The sequence below is a fragment of the Streptomyces nogalater genome (assembly GCF_039532885.1).
Classification (GTDB): Bacteria; Actinomycetota; Actinomycetes; order Streptomycetales; family Streptomycetaceae; genus Streptomyces; species Streptomyces nogalater.
Window position 1 is genome coordinate 27,982 of the sequence record NZ_BAAASM010000010.1, and the last position, 20,575, is coordinate 48,556.

A 20,575-nucleotide genomic window follows, 5' to 3' on the forward strand; every position below is an offset into this window, starting at 1 on the left:
GGCCCCGTCCGCAAGGCAGGGGCCCGGGGCGGCGGCTCAGCCCACGAAGCGGCCGTAGGCCCGCAGGGTGCGCAGGGCCTCGATCGTCACCAGAGGGCGTGCCTCCAGCGTGGGTGCCGGCGCCCACTGACGCCAGGTGACGGGCCAGCCCCCGTCCTCCTGCTGTCGGGCTGCCAGGTGGTCGAGGGAGCGCGCCATCTCGTCGTCGGTGAACCACGCGCGCGCGAGCGAGTCCGGGCTGCGGGCGAAGTCGTGCGGGAAGTGGTGCTCCCCGGGGGCGTAGCCGGCGGCGACCGGGAACGCGTCGGGACGGTCCGGGTCCAGCGCCGCGAGCCGCTGCTCCCGCACCAGGCGGCCCAGCCGGTCGGCGGCGGCCTCCGCGCGCGGGCGGTCGGGAGCGGCGTCCAGGAAGGCCACGGCGGCCTGCACCTCGTAGGGGTGGGACTTCTCCAGGGACTCCACCGCCTGCCAGCAGTAGTCGGTGGCCCGGAACAGCCAGGCGTGCCACACCTCGTTGCGGTGCAGCAGCCCGACCACCGGGCCGGTGGACAGCAGCTCGCTGGGAGGGTTGTCGACGACCGTGAGGAACGGCGCCGTCGGGTAGCCGCGCTGGCCGGGGTGGACCGCCGGCAGGGCGCCGTCCGGGGTGGAGACGGAGGTCAGATAGCGGCACACGCGTTCCACCCGCTGTCCGCCGCAGCGCCCGACGGCGTCCAGCACGCGCAGGGCGCGCGCGATGTGCAGGGGCTGGCTCACGGGCCCGCGCAGATCGGGCTCCAGCGCGTGCCCGTACCCGCCGTCCTCGTTGCGGTAGGCGTCCAGCGCCGTATCCACGGCCTCCGGGCAGCCGTGCAGGAAGTGGTACGCGAAGAGACGCTGCTCCAGCACGCGCGCGGTGAGCCACACGAACTGTTCGGCGCGGAAGAGCGGGGTGCGCGCCGGGGGCGTGGAGGGGAGTGGGGGGACTCCTGAATCTGCCATGGGTCAGACCGTAGGGCGGAAAGCGGTCCCGGCAGGCGCTCCGGGGCAGGCCCACCCCCGGGGGCGGGATACTGGAGTCATGCGGTTGACGGTCTTCTGGCAGCGAATGGCGGAACACTTCGGTCCGGGGTACGCCGAAACCTTCGCGCGCGATCACGTGATGTCCGAACTGGGCGGACGCACGGTGAACGAGGCGCTGGACGCGGGCTGGGAGGCCAAGGACGTGTGGCGCGTGGTCTGCGCGGTCATGAACGTGCCGGGCGAGAGGCGCTGAGGCGGGCCGACCCGGACACCGGGCGCGCCACGGACCGCTGGAACACCGGAATTGTCACTGTATGTCGGTTGGAAAATCGACAGTACGGTTTCGATCCGTCACGAAGATCGCGCGCGGGCTCCGGTTGTCGGTGGCGTGGGTGAGACTGGGCGGGTGGCACCCACTGACGAGGAATCCCTGGCATCCACCGCCGAGGACGGCGCGCCGTTCGTCCGGCAGGCAGCACCGGCCGCGACGACCCCGCCCGGCCGGCCCCCGCTCGCCGGCGCGGTCGCGCCGGGCGGCCGGATGCCGCGCTGGCTGCCCCGCGCCATGGTGCTCGCGCTCGCGCTGATCGCCGCGTTCCAGCTGGGCAGCTGGGCCTTCCATCAGCTGACCGGACTGTTGATCAACATATTGATCGCGTTCTTCCTGGCTCTCGCGGTCGAGCCGGCGGTGAGCCGGATGGCGGCCCGTGGCATGCGCAGGGGGCTCGCCACGTTCCTGGTCTTCTTCGGGCTGACCATCGTCATAGCCGGGTTCGTCACCCTGCTCGGCTCGATGCTGGCCGGCCAGATCATCAAGATGATCGAGGGCTTCCCGGAGTACCTTGACTCGCTGATCAACTGGATCAACCAGACCTTCCACACCGAGCTGAAACGGGTGGACATCCAGGAGGGGCTGCTCCACTCCGACTGGCTGCGCAAGTACGTGCAGAACAGCGCGGCAGGCGTCCTCGACGTGTCCACCCAGGTGCTCGGCGGGCTCTTCCAGCTGCTCACGGTCGGCCTGTTCTCGTTCTACTTCGCCGCGGACGGCCCCCGGCTGCGCCGCGCCCTGTGCTCCGTCCTGCCGCCCGCGCGGCAGGCCGAGGTGCTGCGCGCCTGGGAGATCGCCGTCGACAAGACGGGCGGCTACCTCTACTCGCGCGGTCTCATGGCGCTCATCTCCGGGGTCGCGCACTACATCCTGCTGGAGGTCATGGGCGTGCCGTACGCGCCCGTGCTCGGGGTCTGGGTGGGCCTGGTCTCCCAGTTCATCCCCACCATCGGGACCTACCTCGCGGGCGCGCTGCCGATGCTGATCGCGTTCACCGTCGACCCCTGGTACGCGGTGTGGGTGCTGGGCTTCGTCGTGATCTACCAGCAATTCGAGAACTACATGCTCCAGCCCAAACTGACCGCCAAGACCGTCGACATCCACCCGGCGGTCGCCTTCGGCTCGGTCGTCGCCGGCACCGCGCTGCTGGGCGCGGTGGGCGCGCTGATCGCCATCCCGGCGGTGGCCACCCTCCAGGCGTTCCTCGGGGCGTACGTGAAGCGGTACGCCGTCACGGACGACCCCCGGGTGCACGGGCACCGCAGCAGAACGCCGTCCGGTCCCGGGGCGCTCACACGAGCGCGACGCCTGTGGGCCGGCCGTCGCCCCGGCGGGCGGAAGCAGTCGTAGGACACTCGCGCGGGCCGACGACGCGGCAGCGCGCCGGTCCGCTTGACACAAAAATCGAACATCTATTCTTATGGGGGCTCAGGCGAGGCTGTTGGTCGGGGTCTTTGCCCCGGTATGACGGGAAATGTCCCACGGTTATCCACAGGCCGGGCCTGCGTCGGGGCGCATTGTCAGTGGCAGGCGTTAGCGTCTTTGACGTGAAGCGATCGACTCAAGCAAACCGGGTGGAACCCATGGCAGGAACCGACCGCGAGAAGGCGCTCGACGCCGCGCTCGCGCAGATTGAACGGCAATTCGGCAAGGGCGCGGTCATGCGCATGGGCGAGCGGTCGAAGGAGCCCATCGAGGTCATCCCGACCGGCTCGACCGCGCTCGACGTCGCCCTCGGCGTGGGTGGCCTGCCGCGCGGCCGTGTCGTGGAGATCTACGGACCGGAGTCCTCCGGTAAGACGACCCTGACCCTGCACGCCGTGGCGAACGCGCAGAAGGCCGGCGGCCAGGTCGCCTTCGTGGACGCCGAGCACGCCCTCGACCCCGAGTACGCGCGCAAGCTCGGCGTCGACATCGACAACCTGATCCTCTCCCAGCCCGACAACGGCGAGCAGGCGCTGGAGATCGTGGACATGCTGGTCCGCTCCGGCGCCCTCGACCTCATCGTCATCGACTCGGTCGCCGCGCTCGTCCCGCGCGCGGAGATCGAGGGTGAGATGGGCGACAGCCACGTCGGTCTGCAGGCCCGCCTGATGAGCCAGGCGCTGCGGAAGATCACCAGCGCGCTCAACCAGTCCAAGACCACCGCCATCTTCATCAACCAGCTCCGCGAGAAGATCGGCGTGATGTTCGGTTCCCCCGAGACCACGACCGGTGGCCGGGCGCTGAAGTTCTACGCCTCGGTGCGCATCGACATCCGCCGCATCGAGACCCTGAAGGACGGCACGGAGGCGGTCGGCAACCGCACCCGCTGCAAGGTCGTCAAGAACAAGGTCGCGCCGCCCTTCAAGCAGGCCGAGTTCGACATCCTCTACGGCCAGGGCATCAGCCGCGAGGGCGGCCTGATCGACATGGGCGTGGAGCACGGCTTCGTGCGCAAGGCCGGCGCCTGGTACACGTACGAGGGCGACCAGCTCGGCCAGGGCAAGGAGAACGCGCGCAACTTCCTCAAGGACAACCCCGACCTGGCCAACGAGATCGAGAAGAAGATCAAGGAGAAGCTGGGCGTGGGCGTCCGGCCGAAGGAGCCCGCCGCCGAGCCGGGCGCCGACGCGGCGGTCTCCCCCGCGGCGGCCGGGGACGCCGCCAAGTCCGCAGCCGTCCCGGCAGCCGCCAAGGCCACCAAGCCCAAGGCCGCCGCAGCCAAGAGCTGACCCGTGACACGGCGAACCGACTGGGCCGAGTACGAGTACGCCACGCCCGGCGCCCCACGGGGGAGGGGCACCGGGGCCTACCCGGACTCCGCCCCGGACGGTGACGACGGACACCGGGACGGCGAGTACGGCGAGCGCGGCGACCACGGGGGACGCAAGCGGCGAGGGCGGCAGGAGTACGAGGGACCCGGCGCCCACGGCGGATCCGATCCCTACGACGGCACCGGCGGGTACGGGGGTGACGGCGGGTACGGGGCCGGTGGTGGCCCGGACCCGGGCGACATGGGTGGTGAGCCGTACGGGGGCGGTTCACCACGCGGCCGTGGCCCCGGGGGAACCGATGGCGCCCGGGGCGGGGGCCGCCGGCGTGGTCGGCGGCGCGGTTTCGGGGACGCGCCCGGTGAGGACGAAGGCGCCCCCTCCTCGGCGAGGGACGAGCGGGGAGAGTCTTCAGGGGACCCGGCTGAGCGGGCCCGGGCGATCTGCCTGCGCCTGCTCACCGGGACCCCGCGCACCCGCAAGCAGCTCGCGGACGCCCTGCGCAAACGGGAGATCCCCGAGGACGTCGCCCAGGAGGTGCTGGACCGGTTCGAGGAGGTCGGGCTCATCGACGACGGTGCCTTCGCGGATGCCTGGGTGGAGTCCCGGCACCACGGGCGGGGACTCGCCCGCCGCGCCCTCGCCCGGGAACTGCGGACCAAGGGCGTCGACTCGGCGCTGATCGAGGACGCCGTCGCCCAGCTCGACTCCGAGCAGGAGGAGGCGACCGCCCGGGAACTCGTCGCGCGCAAGCTGCGTGCCACCCGTGGCCTGGACCGTGACAAGCGGCTCCGCCGGCTCGCGGGCATGCTCGCCCGCAAGGGCTACCCCGAGGGCATGGCCCTCCGCGTCGTACGCCAGGCGCTGGAGGAAGAGGGCGAGGACACCGAGTTCCTCGGGGACGGACATTGGTGAACCGGCGCCGGCGTCGGCGTCGGCCCGGTGTCGGGGTGGGGTTAACCCCCGCCCCGCGAGGGCGGGGCGCCCCCTGCCGGGACGCCGGGTCGCCGCAATGCCCTGCCACCCCCTGACCGGCGACTGTTGTACGCGCGCCCTGCGCACGCGACCGACGCGTGCGCGCGTACAACAGAAGAGAGCCCGTCCCCCATGATGCTGCGATACGCCCTGCGGACCGTCCGGGCCCGGAAGGCCGGCTTTCTCGGCACCTTCCTCGCCTTGATGTGCGCGGCGGCCCTGATCACCGCTTGCGGCACCCTTCTCGACACCGGCCTGCGCGGCACCGTCCGGACCGAGCGCTATGCCGCCGCCCCCGTCGTGGTCACCGCGGACCAGCAGGTGCACCGGGTCACCGTCGAGCACAAGCACGGCAAGACCAAGGTCAAGCACAAGGCGAAGCCCATCGCCGAGCGCGCCTGGCTTCCCGGGCAGCTGCGCGACACGCTCGCCCGCACCCCCGGCGTGGCCCGGGTGGTTCCCGAACTGACCTTCCTCGCCCAGCCGACGACGCCGGGCGGCACCGGTGGCCGTACCGGTTACGGCCATGCCTGGGACTCCGCCGCGCTCACCCCGTACCGGCTGACCGCGGGCCGCGCCCCCGCGGCCTCCGGTGACCTCGTCATCGACGCCGATCTCGCCGCACGGGCCCGGCTCCGGCCCGGTGAGCGGCTCACCGTGCAGTCCACGCGGGCCCCGAGGAGCTACCGGATCACCGGTATCGCCATCCCGGACCTCCCCGCGCGCCACCAGACCTCCCTGTTCTTCACCGCCGCCGAGGCCCGTCGACTGGCCGCGCACCCCGGGCAGGTCACCGCGTTCGGCGTGCTGCCGGCCAAGGGGGCGGACCCCGAGCGGGTGCGCCGGGCCGTGGCGCGGGCGCTGCACGGCACCACGGCCCGGGTCAGCACCGGCGACGCCCGCGGGCCCGTCGAGTTCCTGGACGCGGCTGCCGCCCGCACCCGGCTGATCAGCATGGGCGCGGCGATGGGCGGCACCTCTGTGCTGGTCGCGGTGCTCGTGGTCGTCGGCACCTTCGCGCTCACCATCCGGCAGCGCCACCGCGAACTCGCCCTGCTCCGGGCCGTCGCCGCCACCTCCGGACAGATCCGCGGGCTGCTCGGCCGGGAGGCGCTGATCGTCGGCGCGGCGGCGGGCGCGGCCGGTGCGCTGCTCGGGCTGCCGTTGGGCGGCCGGCTGTTCTCCCGGTTCGTCGCGCTGGGCGCCGTACCCGACACGCTCGAACGGACCACCGGTGTCCTCCCGCCGCTCGTCGCGCTCGCCGTCACCCTGCTCGCCGCCTGGGCGGCGGCCCGGATCGCCGGCCACAGGATCGCCCGGATCCGCCCCGCCGAGGCCCTGACCGAAGCCGGGAACGAGCGCGCCAGGCCCGCCCTCGGCCGGATCGCCGCCGGGCTGCTGCTCCTGGCCGGCGGAGCCGTCCTCGTCGCCGTCCTCACCTCCCTGCGCACCGAGCCTGCCTCCACTCCCGTGACCTTCCTCGCCGTCGTCGTCCTGTCCACCTCCGTGGCCCTGCTCGGTCCGCTCCTGGTCAGGGCCGCCGTGCTGCTGCTGGCCGGTCCGCTCCGGCTCACCGGGCACGGCGGCCGGCTCGCCACCGCCAACCTGCGCGGCAACGCCGCCCGCATGGCCTCCGTCGTCACCCCCCTCGCCCTGCTCGTCGGCATGACCTGCACCGTCCTGTTCGTCCGGACCACCCTCCAGGACGCCGCCCGGACCCAGGTCCGCGAAGGCGTCCGGGCCGACTGGGTAGTGACCGCCCAGGGGCCCGGAGTACCAGGCGAGGCCGCCGAACGGCTGCGCGCGCGGCACGACACGGTCACCGAGGTGGTCCGCACGACCGTCCGCGTCGGCCTGGACAAGTACCCCGCGCAGGGTGTCACCCCGGCGGGTCTGACCCGCACCTGGGACCCCGAGGTCACCGCCGGCTCCCTCGGCCGGCTCGGCCCCGGCACCGTCGCCGTCAGCGAAGTGGCCGCGGACCAGCGGCATCTGGCGCCGGGCAGTACCCTGAAAGTCACGCTCGGCGACGGCACGCCCGTCACGCTCACCGTCGCCGCCGTCTACGCCAGGGGTCTCGGCTTCGGTGACCTCACCTTCGACCACGACCTCGTGGCCCGCCACGTCGACAACCCGCTCGCCTCCTCCGTCCTCGTCGGCACGAGCCGTACACAGGGAGAACTGGCGACCACCCTCCGTGAGTTCCCGGGTGTGCGGGTTCTTTCACCGGCCGCCGCCGATGCCCTCCAGGCCGCGCAGGACGAGACGAACGCCGAGGTCGACTATCTCGCCATGGGACTGGTCCTGGCCTTCACCGCCATCGCCGTCGGCAACACGCTCGCCATGTCGGTCGCCGAGCGCGTGCGGGAGTTCGCGCTGCTCCGCCTCGCCGGCGCGACCCGGCGGCAGGTCCTGCGGATGCTGCGCACCGAGACGCTGGCCGTGCTGTTCCTTGCCACCTTCCTCGGCAGCTCGATCGCCCTCGCCGTACTCACCGCGTTCAGCCTCGGCATGACGGGCCGGGCCGCACCCACGGTCGCCCCGCTGCTCTACGTCGGCGTCGTCGGGTTCGCCGGTGTCCTCGCGCTGGTGGCCAGTGCCGTGCCGGGCCGCACGGCACTGCGGGTGCGGCCGGTGACGGTGGCCACGGCGAAGGAGTGACACCGGCAACCGGGGTGGGTGCCCACGACCGGGGGGGCGTGCCCATGTCCTCGGCGTGTGCCGCTGCCTTCAGGCCGTCGCCGGCTCCACCGGCAGGCCCTCCGCCCGCCACGCCTGGAAACCGCCCACCAGGTCCGTCGCCCGGTGCAGGCCCAGTTGGTGGAGGGAAGCCGCGGCGAGGCTGGAGGCGTACCCCTCGTTGCAGATCACCACGATGCGCAGGTCGTGTCCGGTGGCCTCGGGGAGACGGTGGCTGCCCTGGGGATCGAGACGCCACTCCAGCTCGTTGCGCTCGACCACGACGGCACCCGGGATGAGCCCGTCCCGTTCGCGCAGGGCCGCGTACCGGATGTCGACCAGCAGCGCGTCCCCGGTGAGAGCCGCCTCGTGTGCCTCCCGTGCCTCGATGCGCCGGTAGCCCGCGCGGACCCGCTCCAGCAGCTCGTCGATGCCAAGCGGCCGTTCGCCGGTCGCTTCGGCCGCCGTCGGCTGTTCGCCGGTGCCGCTCACTGCCAGTCCTCCGGGCGCTCGACCTGCTCCAGGCGCAGGACCTGGCCGGTGCGGCTGTAACGGCGGATGTGGGGGAGCGGTGGGTAGTAGGCGTGGACCGAGATCGCGTGTCGCTCCGTGGACTCGTTGAGTACCTCGTGCACATGGTGGCGGCCGAAGGCGCGGCCCTGTCCGGTGGACAGCCGGCGTACGCGGTCCACGCCGTCGGTGAGTTCCAGGGTCTTCCAGCCGTCGGTGGGCAGCCGGGCGGCGAGGGAGTTCTCGGTCAGCTCGCCCGAGGCGGTGAGGAAGGCGCCGACCGAGTCGGCGTGGTCGTGCCAGCCGGTGCCGGTGCCGGGCGGCCAGCCGATCAGCCAGGCCTCGCTGCCGCCGGGCCCCTCCAGCCGCACCCAGGTGCGGCCCTCCGGATCGAGCGGGAGGGAGGCGATCAGTTCGGCGTCGGCCGCCGTGCGCCGGACGAAGTCGAGGAGGTCCGCCTGCGTGGGCGCCGTGGCGGCGGCAGCGGACACGGGGGAGGGCAGGGAGGAGGGGACAGACACGGGCACCGTCCTGGAAGTTCGCGGAAACGGGCGCGCGACGGCGCCCGGTGAGAAAAAGGGAGGCGAATTCAGCGGGACGGGCGACACACGCAGCCCGCGTAGCGGACGAGGTCCATGTGGACCCTCCGCCACAGGCGCACGTAGGTGTCGTTCACGATCGGGAGTACAGCATGCCGGATCACCCTGGTCAACCGAGTGTCACCTCATGGACGGGGAACGGGAGCGCGAATCAGCGCAGGTCGCAGACGAACGACTCCCATCCGGCGCCCGGCGTGTTCAAGGGGGCCGGGCACCCTCGCTCGCGCCCGGCGCGTTCGGGGTTCGGCCACCTTCGCTCACGCCCGGCGCAGGTCGCAAACGGGCGCCTCGGTGCCGGTGTCCGGCGCGTGCGGAGGTGGGCGCCGCACCGCCCGCCCCTTGGCGCCGGCGCGCGGCCGCCCGGCGCGCGGCCCGGGTTCGGGCGCCGTCCTTGGCGCCTGGGATGGGCGGCCTCCCTTTCCGCACCCGGCGTGAGCCGCACCCACCCGTCTCCCGGGCGCGTCCGGCGCGGAGGTTCCGTACGGAGCCGGGCTTTTCCCGGTCCGCTCCGTACGGTAGGTCAGCGCAGGCCCGAGCCCGCTTCCGCCGTCGCCGCCTGCTCACTCATCCGTTCCGCTTCCCGTTCCGCTTCCCGTTCTGCTTCCCGTTCCTCTTTCCGTTCGGCGTTCCGTGCTTCTTCCCGCTCCTCCTCCGCCACCGGCTCCGCCACCGGCTCCGCCTCCGGTGCCGAGCCGCCCAGCGTGGCCTCCGCCGCCGCGTACAGGTCGGCCGGGCGGACCCCGCTGAACGCGGTGACCAGGTGGCCGTCGGGGCGTACCAGCAGCACGCTGTGCGCCGGCGCGCCCGGGTAGCTCTCGGCGACCAGCAGTTCGGCGGGGTGCGGCAGCGCGGTCACGGCCGCCGCGAGCCGGGGCATCACCCCGGCGGACACCCAGTGCTTGCGGTCCCACACGCCCGTACCGGGCGCGATCAGCACGACCAGCAGCGCGCCCCTGTCGAGCCGGTCGCGCAGCCGGACGAAGGAGCCGTCCTCCGCCGTGACCCGGACATCGGTCACCTGGGCGCCGGGCGGGGTGTCGACGGCGATCTCCGCCTCCAGGCGCCGGGGCGTGAGCGGTGAGCCGGCGTAGGTGCCGGGCGCGCCCAGCGCACCGCGCCCCAGGTGGCCGTCGGTGAACTGCGCGTCCTGCCCACGGGCCGCGCCCGGGACGATGCCGCGCAGTCCGCCGCCGCGCAGCACCGGCAGCGCCTGGTCGGCGGCGCGCAGCCGGGCGGCGACCACCGCGCGCCGCTCGGTCTGGTAGCTGTCCAGCAGGTCCTCGTGCGGGCCGTGGTGCCAGGCCGTGGCCAACTTCCAGGCGAGGTTGTCGGCGTCCCGCAGGCCCTCGTCGAGCCCCTGCGTGCCGAACGCGCCGAGCAGATGGGCCGCGTCCCCGGCGAGGAAGACCCGGCCGGCGCGCCACCGGCGGGCCAGCCGGTGGTGCACCGTGTGGACACCGGTGTCGAGCAGGTCGTACGCCGGTGCGGCGCTGCCCGTCCAGCCCGTGAGGGTCTCGTGGATGCGGGTCAGCAGGAGCTCGGGCGTGACCAGGTCCTTTCCCGGTGGCAGCAGCCAGTCCAGCCGCCAGGTGCCGTCCGGAAGGGGGCGGGCGGTCACCTCCCCGGCCGAGGGCCCGGACGACCGCCACGGCGGCATCCGGTGGAGCATCGCCTGGCCCTCCCAGGGAAGTTCCGTCCGCAGCGTGGCGACCGCGTGCCGTTCCACCGCCGTACGGCCCGGGAAGCGGATGTCCTGGAGCTTGCGCACGGTCGAGCGGGGGCCGTCGCAGCCGACCAGGTAACTGCCGCGCCACCACGTCGCCTTCGGGGCCCGGGTGTGCGCGGTGACGCCGGACCGCTCCTGCTCGACGGCGTCCAGGCGGCTGTCGGTGGCCACCTCGGCCAGCGGCTCGCCGGCGAGGGCCGCGCGCAGGGCGTTCGTCACGATGTGCTGGGCGATGTGCAGCGGGGCGGCGGGATCGTCCTCGGTGAAGGCGATCTCGGTCATCACCTGCTTGCGCCTGACGGACCGCCATCCGGCCCAGCGCGCGCCGTGCGCGCCGAGCGCCACCCCGGTCAGCCGTTCCAGCAGGGCGGCCGTGTCCTCGCGCAGGACGACGGTGCGCGCCGGGCGGGGTTCGTCCTTGCCGGGGCCCTCGTCCAGGACGACGACGGGCACCTTCTGACGGGTCAGCAGCAGGGCGAGCGTGAGTCCGACGGGTCCCGCTCCGACGATGATCACCGGGTCCATGGTGCGACGCCCCCTGCCCGTGACGATGCCCTGACGGAGACAAGTGAACAGGAAGGAGGAGCGGGGTGCACGATCACAAAACGTATGCAACCCATTGGCAGAGTTCGCGTCAAGCGACCGGGGGCAGTGGCGATCACGTCACTGCCCCCGGGTGGTGCGTTCGGCCCTGACCTGCCGTCAGGCCGGGGTTCCGGTCCCCGCCTGGTCCGGGATGTCGGTCGTCTTCTCGACGCTCAGCACCGCGCCGGTCGACTTCTTGCGCCGCCGCAGCCGGCCCTCCAGCCAGCTCGCGAACGAGGTCAGCGCGAAGTTGATGATCAGGTAGATCACGGCGACGATCGTGAACGAGGCGATGGTGTTGGCGCCGTAGTAGGCGCTCATGGTGCTCGCCGAGGAGAGCAGCTCGGGGAAGGTGAGGACGGCGCCGCCGAGCGCGGTGTCCTTCACGATGACCACCAGCTGGCTGACGATCGCCGGGAGCATCGCGGTGACCGCCTGCGGCAGCAGGATGACCCGCATCACCTGCCCCTTGCGCAGACCGATCGCCATGGCCGCCTCGGACTGGCCCTTCGGCAGGGCGAGGATGCCCGCGCGCACGATCTCGGCGAGGACGGACGCGTTGTACAGCACCAGGCCGGTGACGACCGCGTAGAACGGACGGTCGTCCGAGCTCACGTCGGAGTACTGGGAGAAGAGCGCCAGCCCGAAGATCATCAGGACCAGGACGGGGATCGCGCGGAAGAACTCCACGACGACCGCCGCCGGAACCCGCACCCAGACGTGGTCCGACAGCCGGGCGATACCGAGGACGGCGCCCAGGGGCAGCGCGATGACCATCGACAGCGCGGCCGCCTTCAGCGTGTTCTCCAGACCGGGCCATATGTACGTCGAGTACGCCTCGGTGCCGCCGCCCAGATACGGCTTCCACAGCGCCCAGTCCAGCTGGTTCTTCTCGTCCAGGGAGGCGTACAACCACCATGCGAGGGCCGCCAGCGCGACCAGGAAGACCACCGTGTAGAGGATGTTGCGCCGCTTGGCGCGCGGCCCCTGGGCGTCGTACAGGACCGAAGTCATCGCTTCACCGCCACCTTCTTGCCCACCCAGCCGAGGATCAGACCGGTCGGCAGGGTCAGGCAGCAGAAGCCGAAGGCGATGATCGCCGAGATCAGCAGCAGCTGCGCCTCCTTCTCGACCATGTCCTTCATCACCAGTGCCGCCTCGGCGACGCCGATCGCCGCCGCCACCGTCGTGTTCTTCGTCAACGCGATCAGTACGTTGGCCAGCGGGCCGACGGCCGCCCGGAACGCCTGCGGCAGCACGACCAGGAACAGCACCTGGGTGAAGCTCAGGCCGATGGCGCGCGCGGCCTCCGCCTGACCGACCGGCACCGTGTTGATGCCGGACCGGATCGCCTCGCACACGAAGGCCGACGTGTAGACGATCAGTCCGAGGACGGCCAGCCGGAAGTTGGCCGTGTCCACGATGTCGCCGGCACCGAGACTGATCCTCAGCGTCTGGTACAGGCCGAGCGAGGAGAACAGAATGATCACCGTGAGCGGGATGTTCCGCACGATGTTCACGTAGGCGGTGCCGAAGCCGCGCATCAACGGCACCGGGCCCACCCGCATGGCGGCCAGCAGGGTGCCCCAGATCAGGGAGCCCACGGCGGACAGCAAGGTCAGCTGCACCGTCGTCCAGAAGGCGCCCAGTACGTCGTAGTCGTCAAGAAAGTCGAACACGTTCTCCCGCGCTTCCGCGTGTAGGGATGCCCGGGTGCGCCGCCCTCACGGACGGCGCACCCGCCGGGCGTTGCCTCAGCTCTTGATCTCGCCGATCTTCGGGGCACGCTCGTTCTTGTAGCCGGCCGGACCGAGGTTCTTGTCCACGGCCTTCTGCCAGGAGCCGTCGGAGACCATCGCCTCAAGGGCCTTGTTGATCTTGTCCTTGAGGTCGCTGCCCTTCTTGACGCCGATGCCGTAGTTCTCGTTCGTCAGCTTCAGGCCGCCGAGCTTGAACTTGCCCTTGAACTGGGACTGCGAGGCATAGCCGGCGAGGATCGAGTCGTCCGTGGTCAGGGCGTCGATCGCCTTGTTCTGCAGCCCGGTCAGACAGGCGGAGTACGTCGGGTACTTCTGGAGCTGCGCCTTGGGGGCCAGCTTCTCCTTGACGTTCTGCGCCGAGGTGGAGCCGGTGACCGAACACAGCCGGGCCTTGTTCAGGTCCTGCGCCGTCTTGATGGAGGTGTCGTCCGCGCGGACCAGCACGTCCTGGTGGGCCAGCAGGTACGGGCCGGCGAAGTCGACCAGCTTCTGGCGCTCGGGGGTGATCGAGTAGGACGCGGTGATGAAGTCGACGTCGCCGCGCTGGAGCATGGTCTCGCGGTCGGCGCTCTTCGACTCCCTCCACTCGATCTGGTCCTCGTTGTAACCGAGCTTCTTGGCGACATAGGTGGCCACGTCGACGTCGAGACCCGAGTAGCCCTTCGGCGTCTTCTGGCCGATGCCCGGCTGGTCGAACTTGATGCCGATGGTGATCTTCTTGCCGCCGGAGCCCTTGTCGTCCTTGTCACCGCCGCACGCGGTGGCGGCCACGGACAGGGCGAGGAGGACGGCCGAGGCGGCGGTGACCTTGCGGAGCTTCATCGTGAACATCCTTCTGAGTGGTGAGGAACGAGTCCCTGGGGCGCGGGCGGCGGGGGCCGGGCCGGTCAGTGGTGCAGGATCTTGGACAGGAAGTCCTTGGCCCGGTCGCTGCGCGGGTTGCTGAAGAACTGATCGGGCGAGGATTGTTCAACGATCCGGCCATCCGCCATGAAGACGACCCGGTTCGCGGCCGACCGCGCGAAACCCATCTCGTGCGTGACGACGATCATCGTCATGCCCTCGCGCGCGAGCTGCTGCATGACCTCCAGGACCTCGTTGATCATCTCGGGGTCGAGGGCGGAGGTCGGCTCGTCGAACAGCATGACCTTCGGGTCCATCGCCAGCGCCCGCGCGATCGCCACCCGCTGCTGCTGACCACCGGACAGCTGGGCGGGGTACTTGTCGGCCTGGGTGCCCACGCCGACCCGGTCCAGCAGCGACCGGGCCTTCTCCTCGGCCTGCTTCTTGTCCGCCTTGCGGACCTTGACCTGACCCAGCATCACGTTTTCGAGCACGGTCTTGTGCGCGAACAGGTTGAACGACTGGAACACCATCCCGACGTCCGCCCGCAGCCGGGCCAGCTCCCGGCCCTCGTGCGGCAGGGGCTTGCCGTCGATCGTGATCGTGCCCGAGTCGATCGTCTCCAGGCGGTTGATGGTGCGGCACAGCGTCGACTTACCGGACCCGGAGGGCCCGATGACCACGACGACCTCGCCGCGGGCGATCGTCAGGTCGATGTCCTGGAGCACGTGCAACGCGCCGAAGTGCTTGTTGACGCTCTTCAGGACGACCAGTTCGTCGGACGCGGCCACGTCTTCCTTGGCCACCGTTACTTTGGTCATCGCTCTCGGGCTCCGTCCTCCTCGGGTTTCCGACGGACACTAATGAGGGGCTGTGACCTGCGTCATCACATCTGAGGGAGATCTGAGCATCACGATCCGGTAGCAAACGGACACGGGTCGTAGCACTTGGGGGCCGCGCGCGTATCGGCCGGATAACGGAAGAGATGGGCAACCTGAAGCCTCTTGACGCCGTCCTGGTCCATCGGCGTCACTGCCATGGTGCACGCGCGCGTGCCGGTGATCTACAAGAACGACGGAAACCCAGACCGTACGACCGCTGAACCGGAGGGGGCCGGAATGAGACTGCTGCTCGTCGAGGACGACAACCACGTCGCCGCGGCCCTGTCCGCCGTCCTGGCGCGCCACGGCTTCCAGGTCACCCACGCGCGCAGCGGCGAGGAGGCCCTCCAGGCGCTCGTCCCCGAGGGCGACGGCTTCGGCGTCGTGCTGCTCGACCTCGGCCTGCCCGACCAGGACGGCTACGAGGTCTGCGGCAAGATCCGCAAGCGCACCGGCACCCCGGTGATCATGGTCACCGCCCGCGCCGACGTCCGCTCCCGCATCCACGGCCTCAACCTGGGCGCCGACGACTACGTGGTCAAGCCGTACGACACCGGGGAACTGCTCGCCCGGATCCACGCCGTCAGCCGGCGCACCGTCCACGAGGACCCCGTCACCGGCGGCGAGAGCGCCCTGCTGCTCGGCCCCGTCCGGATCGAACTGCCCACCCGCCAGGTCAGCGTGGACGGCGCGGTGGTCCAGCTGACCCGCAAGGAGTTCGATCTGCTCGCCCTGCTCGCGCAGCGGCCCGGCGTCGTTTTCCGGCGGGAGCAGATCATCAGCGAGGTCTGGCGCACCAGTTGGGAGGGCACCGGCCGCACCCTGGAGGTGCACGTCGCCTCCCTGCGCGCCAAACTGCGCCTGCCCGCGCTGATCGAGACCGTACGCGGCGTCGGCTACCGGCTCGTCGCCCCGGCCGCCTAGCGGGGACGGGTGCGCACACGCCTCCTTCCGCTGCTCATCGTGCTGCTGACGGCCGTCCTGCTCGCACTCGGCATCCCGCTCGCCGGCAGCCTGGCCGCCGCCCAGCAGCAACGGGTCGTCGTCGACCGGATGGACGACGCGGCCCGGTTCGCCGCGCTCGCCCAGTTCGTCACCGACGGGCCCGGCGGATCGCGCCGCATCACCACGGACGAGCGTCGGGAGGGCCTGCGCAGCGAACTGGAGAGCTACTACGACGTCTACGGCATACGCGCGGGCGTCTTCTACCGCAACGGTACGGAGGCGATGGCCAACGCGCCCGGCGACTGGTTCGTCCCGAGCACGGGTGAGGTACGCCGGGCGTTCGACGAGGCGCTGCTCAGCCGGCGCAGCCACGACCCGCCGCAGGCCTGGCCCTGGCAGCACAGCCGGCTCGTCGTCGCCTCACCGGTGATCCGGGACGGGGACGTGGTCGCCGTCGTGGTCACCGACTCGCCCACCGAGCAGCTGCGCAAGCGGATCCTGCGCGGCTGGCTGGTCATCGGCGCCGGCGAGATCGCCGCCATGCTGCTCGCCGTGGGCGCCGCGCTCCGGCTGACCGGCTGGGTGCTCAAGCCGGTCAGGGTCCTGGACGCCACCACGCACGACATCGCCACCGGGCGGCTCAAATCCCGCGTCGCGGTGTCCGGCGGGCCGCCGGAACTCAGACGGCTGGCCCGTTCGTTCAACGAGATGGCGGACAACGTCGAGGAGGTGCTGGAGCAGCAGCGTGCCTTCGTCGCCGACGCCTCGCACCAGTTGCGCAACCCGCTCGCCGCGCTGCTGCTGCGCATCGAACTGCTCGCTCTCGAACTCCCCGAGGGAAACGCGGAGATCGCCTCGGTGCGCGCCGAGGGCAAGCGCCTCGCGCAAGTCCTGGACGACCTGCTCGACCTGGCGCTGGCCGAGCACGCCGAGGCCGACCTGGGGCTGACCGACATCGGCGCGCTGGCCGGGGAGCGGGTGGCCGCCTGGGCACCGGCCGCCCGGGCCAAGGGCGTGAGCCTGACCGGCGACTGCCCGCCCACCACCGCCTGGGCCGACCCGATCGCCCTGTCCAGCGCCCTGGACGCGGTGATCGACAACGCCGTGAAGTTCACCCCGGAGGGCGGCACGGTCGAGGTCGCCGTCTCCGCCGACGGCGACACCACCACGGTCGTCGTCACGGACACCGGGCCCGGCCTCACCGACGAGGAACTCGCGCGCGTGGGCGACCGCTTCTGGCGCAGCGGCCGGCACCAGAACGTCAAGGGTTCGGGCCTGGGCCTGTCCATCACCCGCGCCCTGCTCGCGGCGGGCGGCGGCTCGGTCGACTTCACCCACCACGAGCCGCGGGGACTGCGGGTCACCGTCAGCGTGCCACGACACCCGACGACCGCCGAACCACCCCCGGGTGCGCGGTAGGCGTACCGCGCACGCGGAACCGACTTCGGGTGCGCGCTAGACAGGACTGCGCACGCGGAACCGACTTCGGGTGCGCGCTGGGTGTGCCGCGCATGCCGAACTGAACCCCGGGCCGGCGCTAGACGTGCGGCGCGTGCCGAACCCGCCCTGGGGCCCGTCAGAGGTACGGCCCACGCCGAACCCACCCCGGGCGCCCGTCAGGCATGCGGCGCACGCCGGGCCCGCGTCAGGCGGCCGCGGGGCGTGCCGCGCACGCTGAACGCACTCCGGGCGCGTGCCGGGCGGGCCGCGTACGCCGGTTGCCCGTCAGGGCTTCACCGACCGGTAGTAGCGCCGGGCGCCCTCCTGGAGCGGCAGCGGGCCGGTGTAGATGGCGGTGCGCAGGTCGACCAGCTGGGCGGAGTGGACATGGGCGCCGATGCCGTCCCGGCTCTTGATCACCGTGCGGGTCACCCACTCGGTCAGCCGGGGATCGACATCGGTACGGGTCATCAGCACGTTGGACACGGCGATCGTCGGCACCTCGGCCCCCCGCTGCACGTTCGGGTAGGCCGACTCGGGGATCTTCGTCGACCGGTAGTAACGCGCCCACTCGCCCTGGCCGTGCAGCCGGGCAACCAGGGTGTCGTCTATCGGCACGAACCGGAAGGCGCCCTTCTGCGCCAGCGTCGCCAGCCCCTTCGTGGGCAGCCCGCCGGACCAGAAGAAGGCATCGATCTTCCCCTCCCGCAACCGCGCCGGCCCGGTGTCGATGCCGTCCCCCGCCGGGATGATGTCCTCGCGCGGATCGATACCGGCGGCCCGGAGCACCCGCTCGGCTATCAACCGCACCCCCGAATTCGGCAGTCCGATCGCCACCCGCTTGTGCCGCAGGTCCGCGACGTCGCTGATGTCGGAGTCCGGGGCCACGATGAGCTGCACATAGTCGTCGTAGAGCCGGGCCACCCCGCGCAGCCGCCCGGCGCCCTCGCCCTGCCGCAGCTCGTACGCCGCCACCGCGTCGGCCGCCGCGATGGTGAAGTCCGCCCGACCGGTCGCCACCCGCTCCACGTTCTCCTGGGAACCGGCGCTGTGCAGCAGCTTCACCGTCAGCTCCGGCATGTCCTCGCCCATCTCGGTGCGCAGGCGCTCGCCGTACTCCTGGTACACCCCGTGGGGCGTACCGGTGCTGAACACGATCGTCCCGCCCGGCGGCTTCTCGCCGAGCGGCAGCAGCCACCACAACAGCAGCCCGAGGGCCACGACACCGACGGCCGCGCCTCGCAGCGCCGCGTGCCTGCCGACCCGGGGAAACCTCTTGGACATGCGGTGATCCTGCCAGCAGGGCTACGGCGCTGACCAGGGCCGGGCGCACAGCGATCGCGGTCGGCGGGCGTTGCCGGTGCCGCCCGTTAGAGTCGACGCATGAGCACTTCGCCCGCCCGTCTGGTCCACGAGTTCCACAGCGCCTTCGGCCTCGACGTCCGCGACACGCCGACGGAGGTGGACCCCGGCCTGGCCGCCCACCGGGGGGAACTGCTTGCCGAGGAGGCCGCGGAGGTCGCCGAGGTCGCGGTCGAGGGCCCGCTGGACCGGCTCGCGCACGAGCTGGCCGACGTGGTGTACGTGGCCTACGGCACGGCCCTGGTGCACGGCATCGATCTCGACGAGGTGATCGCCGAGATCCACCGCGCCAACATGAGCAAGCTCGGCCCCGACGGACAGGTCGCCCGCCGGGCCGACGGCAAGGTGCTCAAGGGGGAGCACTACCGAGCCCCGGACGTCTCCGCCGTACTGCGCCGCCAGGGCTGGATACCGGGCACCGACGGATCCTGACCCACCCGCGCGGCGGCTACGAGGCACCGGGCCACGCGGGCGCGGCTACGAGGCACCGGCACCCGGGCGGCCACTAGGCACCGGGTCGCGCGGGCCCGTGCTTCGTCCCGGGAAGCGCCCGGCTCGGGTGGACTGTAGGCAGGGCGGGCCGGGAACCTCCATCCGGTTTCCGGGAAGTCGCCGGGCGAGGTCCGGGCCGGCCGTTCACTCGCTCACGCAGGCACGCGACGCGACGACGCGACCAGTACCGGGGCGTGCGCGCCGGGGCCCGGACCCCTGCCGGTTCCGTGTTCGCCCTGCCGGTTCAGCGCTTGGTGGCCGGCGGCTGGGCGTCCCGGAGCGGGATGACGGGGTCCTGGTCGGCCGGGGTGCGTGGCCGGAGGACGGCGAGCAGCGGACCGGCCATCGCCGTCGTCACGACCGCCATCACGACCATCAAGGAGTACAATCGCTCGTCCAGGACGCCGAGTTGCAGTCCGGCGGTCAGGATGATCAGTTCCGTCAGCCCCCTGGTGTTCATCAGCGTGGCGAGAACCGCCGACTGGCGCGCCGTGACGCGAAAGGCCCGGGCGCTCAGGAACGCGCCGACGAATTTACCGGTGACCGCGACGAGCAGGATGAGCGCGAAGTCCAGCCAGCCGGACCCGCCCAGGTCGGACAGGTCCACTTTCAGACCCACGATGATGAAGAAGACCGGTTGCAGCAACTGCCCGCTCACATCGCCGATCCGGTCGATGATGTCCGCGCGGAGCCGCTCGGTGGATTCCTTCGGCATCACCACCCCGAAAAGGAACGCGCCGAAAATGAAGTGCAGGCCGATCCGCTCGGTGATCGCCCCCGAGACGAGAAGCCCCGCGAGGACGACCGTCAGCACCGCCGGGGTCAGCCGGGAGCCGCCGGCGGCGACCATTCTGCGCAGCAGCGGACGGACCACCCACATCATCACACCGGCGTACGGCAGGAGCAGCAGCAGAAGCCACTGGTCGCCACCCCCTCCGCCGACCAGGACCACCACGGCGGCGAGCATGCACCAGGCGAGCACGTCACCGATCGCGGCGCAGGCCAGCGCCAGCCCGCCGATCGGGGTGTGCTGCATCCCCCGGTCCGTGAGGATCCGGGCCAGCACCGGGAAGGCGGTCACCGACATCGCCGTACCCATGAAGAGCACGAAACCCAGCCGGTGCCCCGGGGCGTGGTCGTCGACCAGCGTCAGGGCGAGCAGCGTGCCGAGCCCGAACGGCAGCACGATGCAGGAGACCGCCACGGTGACGGCCAGCCGTCCGGTGCCGCGCAGGATCTTCCGGTCCAGTTCCAGACCCACGATGAACATGAAAACGGCCATGCCCACATCGGCGAGCGCGGTGAGCATCGGCCGTATGTCGAGGGGAAACAGGAACTCCGGCACGGAATGGCCCAGGAAGGTCGGGCCGAGCAGAATACCCGCGAGCACCTCGCCGATGACCGCGGGCTGGGATAAGCGCTGTGCAACGGCGCCCAGTATGCGGGCGAGCACGATAATGAGAGCTAGGTCGCAAAAGAGCGCGAACAGTTGGTTCGTAGTCATCGGTACCTGCCTTGATGGCGGGCCGCGTACGCCGCCCGGGGAGCATTGAGGTGCCGTAGACGTGCCCAGCAATGCTTTGTGGTGTGCACCTGCCTTGTCAATGTCCCCATCCGGCTGGCCGGAACAGGACGCGGGTACCGATGGATGCGCTCACGTCCGCCGGACGCGGCAAACGGAAGGCGCCGCCT

19 protein-coding genes are annotated in these 20,575 nt (G+C 71.7%); 8 read left to right on the plus strand and 11 right to left on the minus strand.

Features of this window, described 5'->3' with window-relative positions; genetic code table 11:
* Window positions 1-36: 36 nt before the first annotated feature.
* Window positions 37-981 (minus strand): hypothetical protein, encoded by a 945-nt coding sequence (locus ABD350_RS09840; protein WP_344347474.1) that lies wholly within the window; start codon window positions 979-981, stop codon window positions 37-39.
* A 79-nt stretch (window positions 982-1,060) separates the two neighbouring features.
* Here ABD350_RS09840 and ABD350_RS09845 point away from each other — a divergent pair, with 79 nt between their 5' ends.
* From ABD350_RS09845 to ABD350_RS09865, 5 genes are all read left to right on the plus strand, one after another.
* Window positions 1,061-1,255: a DUF3046 domain-containing protein gene (locus ABD350_RS09845; protein ID WP_344347475.1), complete on the plus strand. Its 195-nt coding sequence runs from the start codon at window positions 1,061-1,063 to the stop codon at window positions 1,253-1,255.
* A gap of 153 nt (window positions 1,256-1,408) precedes the next feature.
* A complete protein-coding gene (locus ABD350_RS09850; RefSeq protein ID WP_425584185.1) occupies window positions 1,409-2,683 on the plus strand; it encodes an AI-2E family transporter in 1,275 nt (424 codons plus the stop codon).
* A 233-nt stretch (window positions 2,684-2,916) separates the two neighbouring features.
* Window positions 2,917-4,047, plus strand: coding sequence for a recombinase RecA (gene recA / locus ABD350_RS09855; RefSeq protein ID WP_344347476.1), 1,131 nt, complete (start codon window positions 2,917-2,919; stop codon window positions 4,045-4,047).
* A gap of 3 nt (window positions 4,048-4,050) precedes the next feature.
* On the plus strand, window positions 4,051-5,001 hold the full coding sequence (recX, locus tag ABD350_RS09860) for a recombination regulator RecX (protein WP_344347477.1): 951 nt from the start codon (window positions 4,051-4,053) through the stop codon (window positions 4,999-5,001).
* A gap of 192 nt (window positions 5,002-5,193) precedes the next feature.
* Window positions 5,194-7,722: an ABC transporter permease gene (locus ABD350_RS09865; RefSeq protein WP_344347478.1), complete on the plus strand. Its 2,529-nt coding sequence runs from the start codon at window positions 5,194-5,196 to the stop codon at window positions 7,720-7,722.
* 69 nt (window positions 7,723-7,791) lie between these two features.
* On the opposite strand, the gene ABD350_RS09870 is transcribed toward ABD350_RS09865, so the two are convergent.
* The 8 genes from ABD350_RS09870 to ABD350_RS09900 all read right to left on the minus strand — a co-directional run bounded on the left by ABD350_RS09870 (window position 7,792) and on the right by ABD350_RS09900 (window position 14,584).
* The gene (locus ABD350_RS09870; RefSeq protein ID WP_344347479.1) at window positions 7,792-8,232 is read right to left on the minus strand and encodes a rhodanese-like domain-containing protein; all 441 of its coding nucleotides are present in this window, start codon (window positions 8,230-8,232) and stop codon (window positions 7,792-7,794) included.
* Window positions 8,229-8,771 (minus strand): cupin domain-containing protein, encoded by a 543-nt coding sequence (locus tag ABD350_RS09875; protein WP_344347480.1) that lies wholly within the window; start codon window positions 8,769-8,771, stop codon window positions 8,229-8,231. Before ABD350_RS09875 ends, ABD350_RS09870 begins: the two co-directional genes overlap by 4 nt.
* A 68-nt stretch (window positions 8,772-8,839) precedes the next feature.
* A complete protein-coding gene (locus tag ABD350_RS37940) occupies window positions 8,840-8,953 on the minus strand; it encodes a putative leader peptide (RefSeq protein WP_382466787.1) in 114 nt (37 codons plus the stop codon).
* 416 nt (window positions 8,954-9,369) lie between these two features.
* On the minus strand, window positions 9,370-11,100 hold the full coding sequence (locus ABD350_RS09880; protein WP_344347481.1) for an FAD-dependent monooxygenase: 1,731 nt from the start codon (window positions 11,098-11,100) through the stop codon (window positions 9,370-9,372).
* 177 nt (window positions 11,101-11,277) lie between these two features.
* Complete coding sequence (locus ABD350_RS09885; RefSeq protein WP_344347482.1) at window positions 11,278-12,174, minus strand: amino acid ABC transporter permease; 897 nt, start codon at window positions 12,172-12,174, stop codon at window positions 11,278-11,280.
* Window positions 12,171-12,839, minus strand: coding sequence for an amino acid ABC transporter permease (locus ABD350_RS09890; protein WP_344347483.1), 669 nt, complete (start codon window positions 12,837-12,839; stop codon window positions 12,171-12,173). The genes ABD350_RS09885 and ABD350_RS09890 overlap by 4 nt, the downstream gene beginning before the upstream one ends.
* 75 nt (window positions 12,840-12,914) lie before the next feature.
* Window positions 12,915-13,742 carry a glutamate ABC transporter substrate-binding protein gene (locus ABD350_RS09895; protein ID WP_344347484.1) on the minus strand — a complete coding sequence of 276 codons (828 nt, stop codon included), beginning with the start codon at window positions 13,740-13,742 and terminating at the stop codon, window positions 12,915-12,917.
* A 65-nt stretch (window positions 13,743-13,807) separates the two neighbouring features.
* Window positions 13,808-14,584, minus strand: a complete 777-nt coding sequence (locus ABD350_RS09900; protein ID WP_318200929.1) for an amino acid ABC transporter ATP-binding protein — start codon at window positions 14,582-14,584, stop codon at window positions 13,808-13,810.
* 297 nt (window positions 14,585-14,881) lie between these two features.
* Here ABD350_RS09900 and ABD350_RS09905 point away from each other — a divergent pair, with 297 nt between their 5' ends.
* Together ABD350_RS09905 and ABD350_RS09910 are read left to right on the plus strand one after the other, a co-directional pair.
* Entirely contained in the window at window positions 14,882-15,568 is a 687-nt protein-coding gene (locus ABD350_RS09905) for a response regulator transcription factor (protein ID WP_344347485.1), read from the plus strand.
* 9 nt (window positions 15,569-15,577) lie between these two features.
* Complete coding sequence (locus ABD350_RS09910; protein WP_344347486.1) at window positions 15,578-17,008, plus strand: sensor histidine kinase; 1,431 nt, start codon at window positions 15,578-15,580, stop codon at window positions 17,006-17,008.
* 306 nt (window positions 17,009-17,314) lie between these two features.
* On the opposite strand, the gene ABD350_RS09915 is transcribed toward ABD350_RS09910, so the two are convergent.
* Window positions 17,315-18,313, minus strand: coding sequence for a TAXI family TRAP transporter solute-binding subunit (locus ABD350_RS09915; protein WP_344347487.1), 999 nt, complete (start codon window positions 18,311-18,313; stop codon window positions 17,315-17,317).
* Window positions 18,314-18,412: 99 nt separating this feature from the next.
* On the opposite strand from ABD350_RS09915, the gene ABD350_RS09920 reads away from it, so the two are divergent.
* Window positions 18,413-18,823 (plus strand): pyrophosphohydrolase domain-containing protein, encoded by a 411-nt coding sequence (locus ABD350_RS09920; protein WP_344347488.1) that lies wholly within the window; start codon window positions 18,413-18,415, stop codon window positions 18,821-18,823.
* Window positions 18,824-19,127: 304 nt separating this feature from the next.
* On the opposite strand, the gene ABD350_RS09925 is transcribed toward ABD350_RS09920, so the two are convergent.
* Window positions 19,128-20,387, minus strand: a complete 1,260-nt coding sequence (locus ABD350_RS09925) for a cation:proton antiporter domain-containing protein (RefSeq protein WP_344347489.1) — start codon at window positions 20,385-20,387, stop codon at window positions 19,128-19,130.
* Window positions 20,388-20,575: the final 188 nt, after the last annotated feature.

Bases quoted from the DNA above. Each gene is read 5' to 3' on its own strand.
- ABD350_RS09840 (WP_344347474.1), bottom strand. From the start codon at position 981: ATGGCAGATTCAGGAGTCCCCCCACTCCCCTCCACGCCCCCGGCGCGC.
- ABD350_RS09845 (WP_344347475.1), top strand. From the start codon at position 1,061: ATGCGGTTGACGGTCTTCTGGCAGCGAATGGCGGAACACTTCGGTCCG.
- recA (WP_344347476.1), top strand. From the start codon at position 2,917: ATGGCAGGAACCGACCGCGAGAAGGCGCTCGACGCCGCGCTCGCGCAG.
- ABD350_RS09865 (WP_344347478.1), top strand. From the start codon at position 5,194: ATGATGCTGCGATACGCCCTGCGGACCGTCCGGGCCCGGAAGGCCGGC.
- ABD350_RS09880 (WP_344347481.1), bottom strand. From the start codon at position 11,100: ATGGACCCGGTGATCATCGTCGGAGCGGGACCCGTCGGACTCACGCTC.
- ABD350_RS09885 (WP_344347482.1), bottom strand. From the start codon at position 12,174: ATGACTTCGGTCCTGTACGACGCCCAGGGGCCGCGCGCCAAGCGGCGC.
- ABD350_RS09895 (WP_344347484.1), bottom strand. From the start codon at position 13,742: ATGAAGCTCCGCAAGGTCACCGCCGCCTCGGCCGTCCTCCTCGCCCTG.
- ABD350_RS09900 (WP_318200929.1), bottom strand. From the start codon at position 14,584: ATGACCAAAGTAACGGTGGCCAAGGAAGACGTGGCCGCGTCCGACGAA.
- ABD350_RS09905 (WP_344347485.1), top strand. From the start codon at position 14,882: ATGAGACTGCTGCTCGTCGAGGACGACAACCACGTCGCCGCGGCCCTG.
- ABD350_RS09915 (WP_344347487.1), bottom strand. From the start codon at position 18,313: ATGTCCAAGAGGTTTCCCCGGGTCGGCAGGCACGCGGCGCTGCGAGGC.
- ABD350_RS09920 (WP_344347488.1), top strand. From the start codon at position 18,413: ATGAGCACTTCGCCCGCCCGTCTGGTCCACGAGTTCCACAGCGCCTTC.
- ABD350_RS09925 (WP_344347489.1), bottom strand. From the start codon at position 20,387: ATGACTACGAACCAACTGTTCGCGCTCTTTTGCGACCTAGCTCTCATT.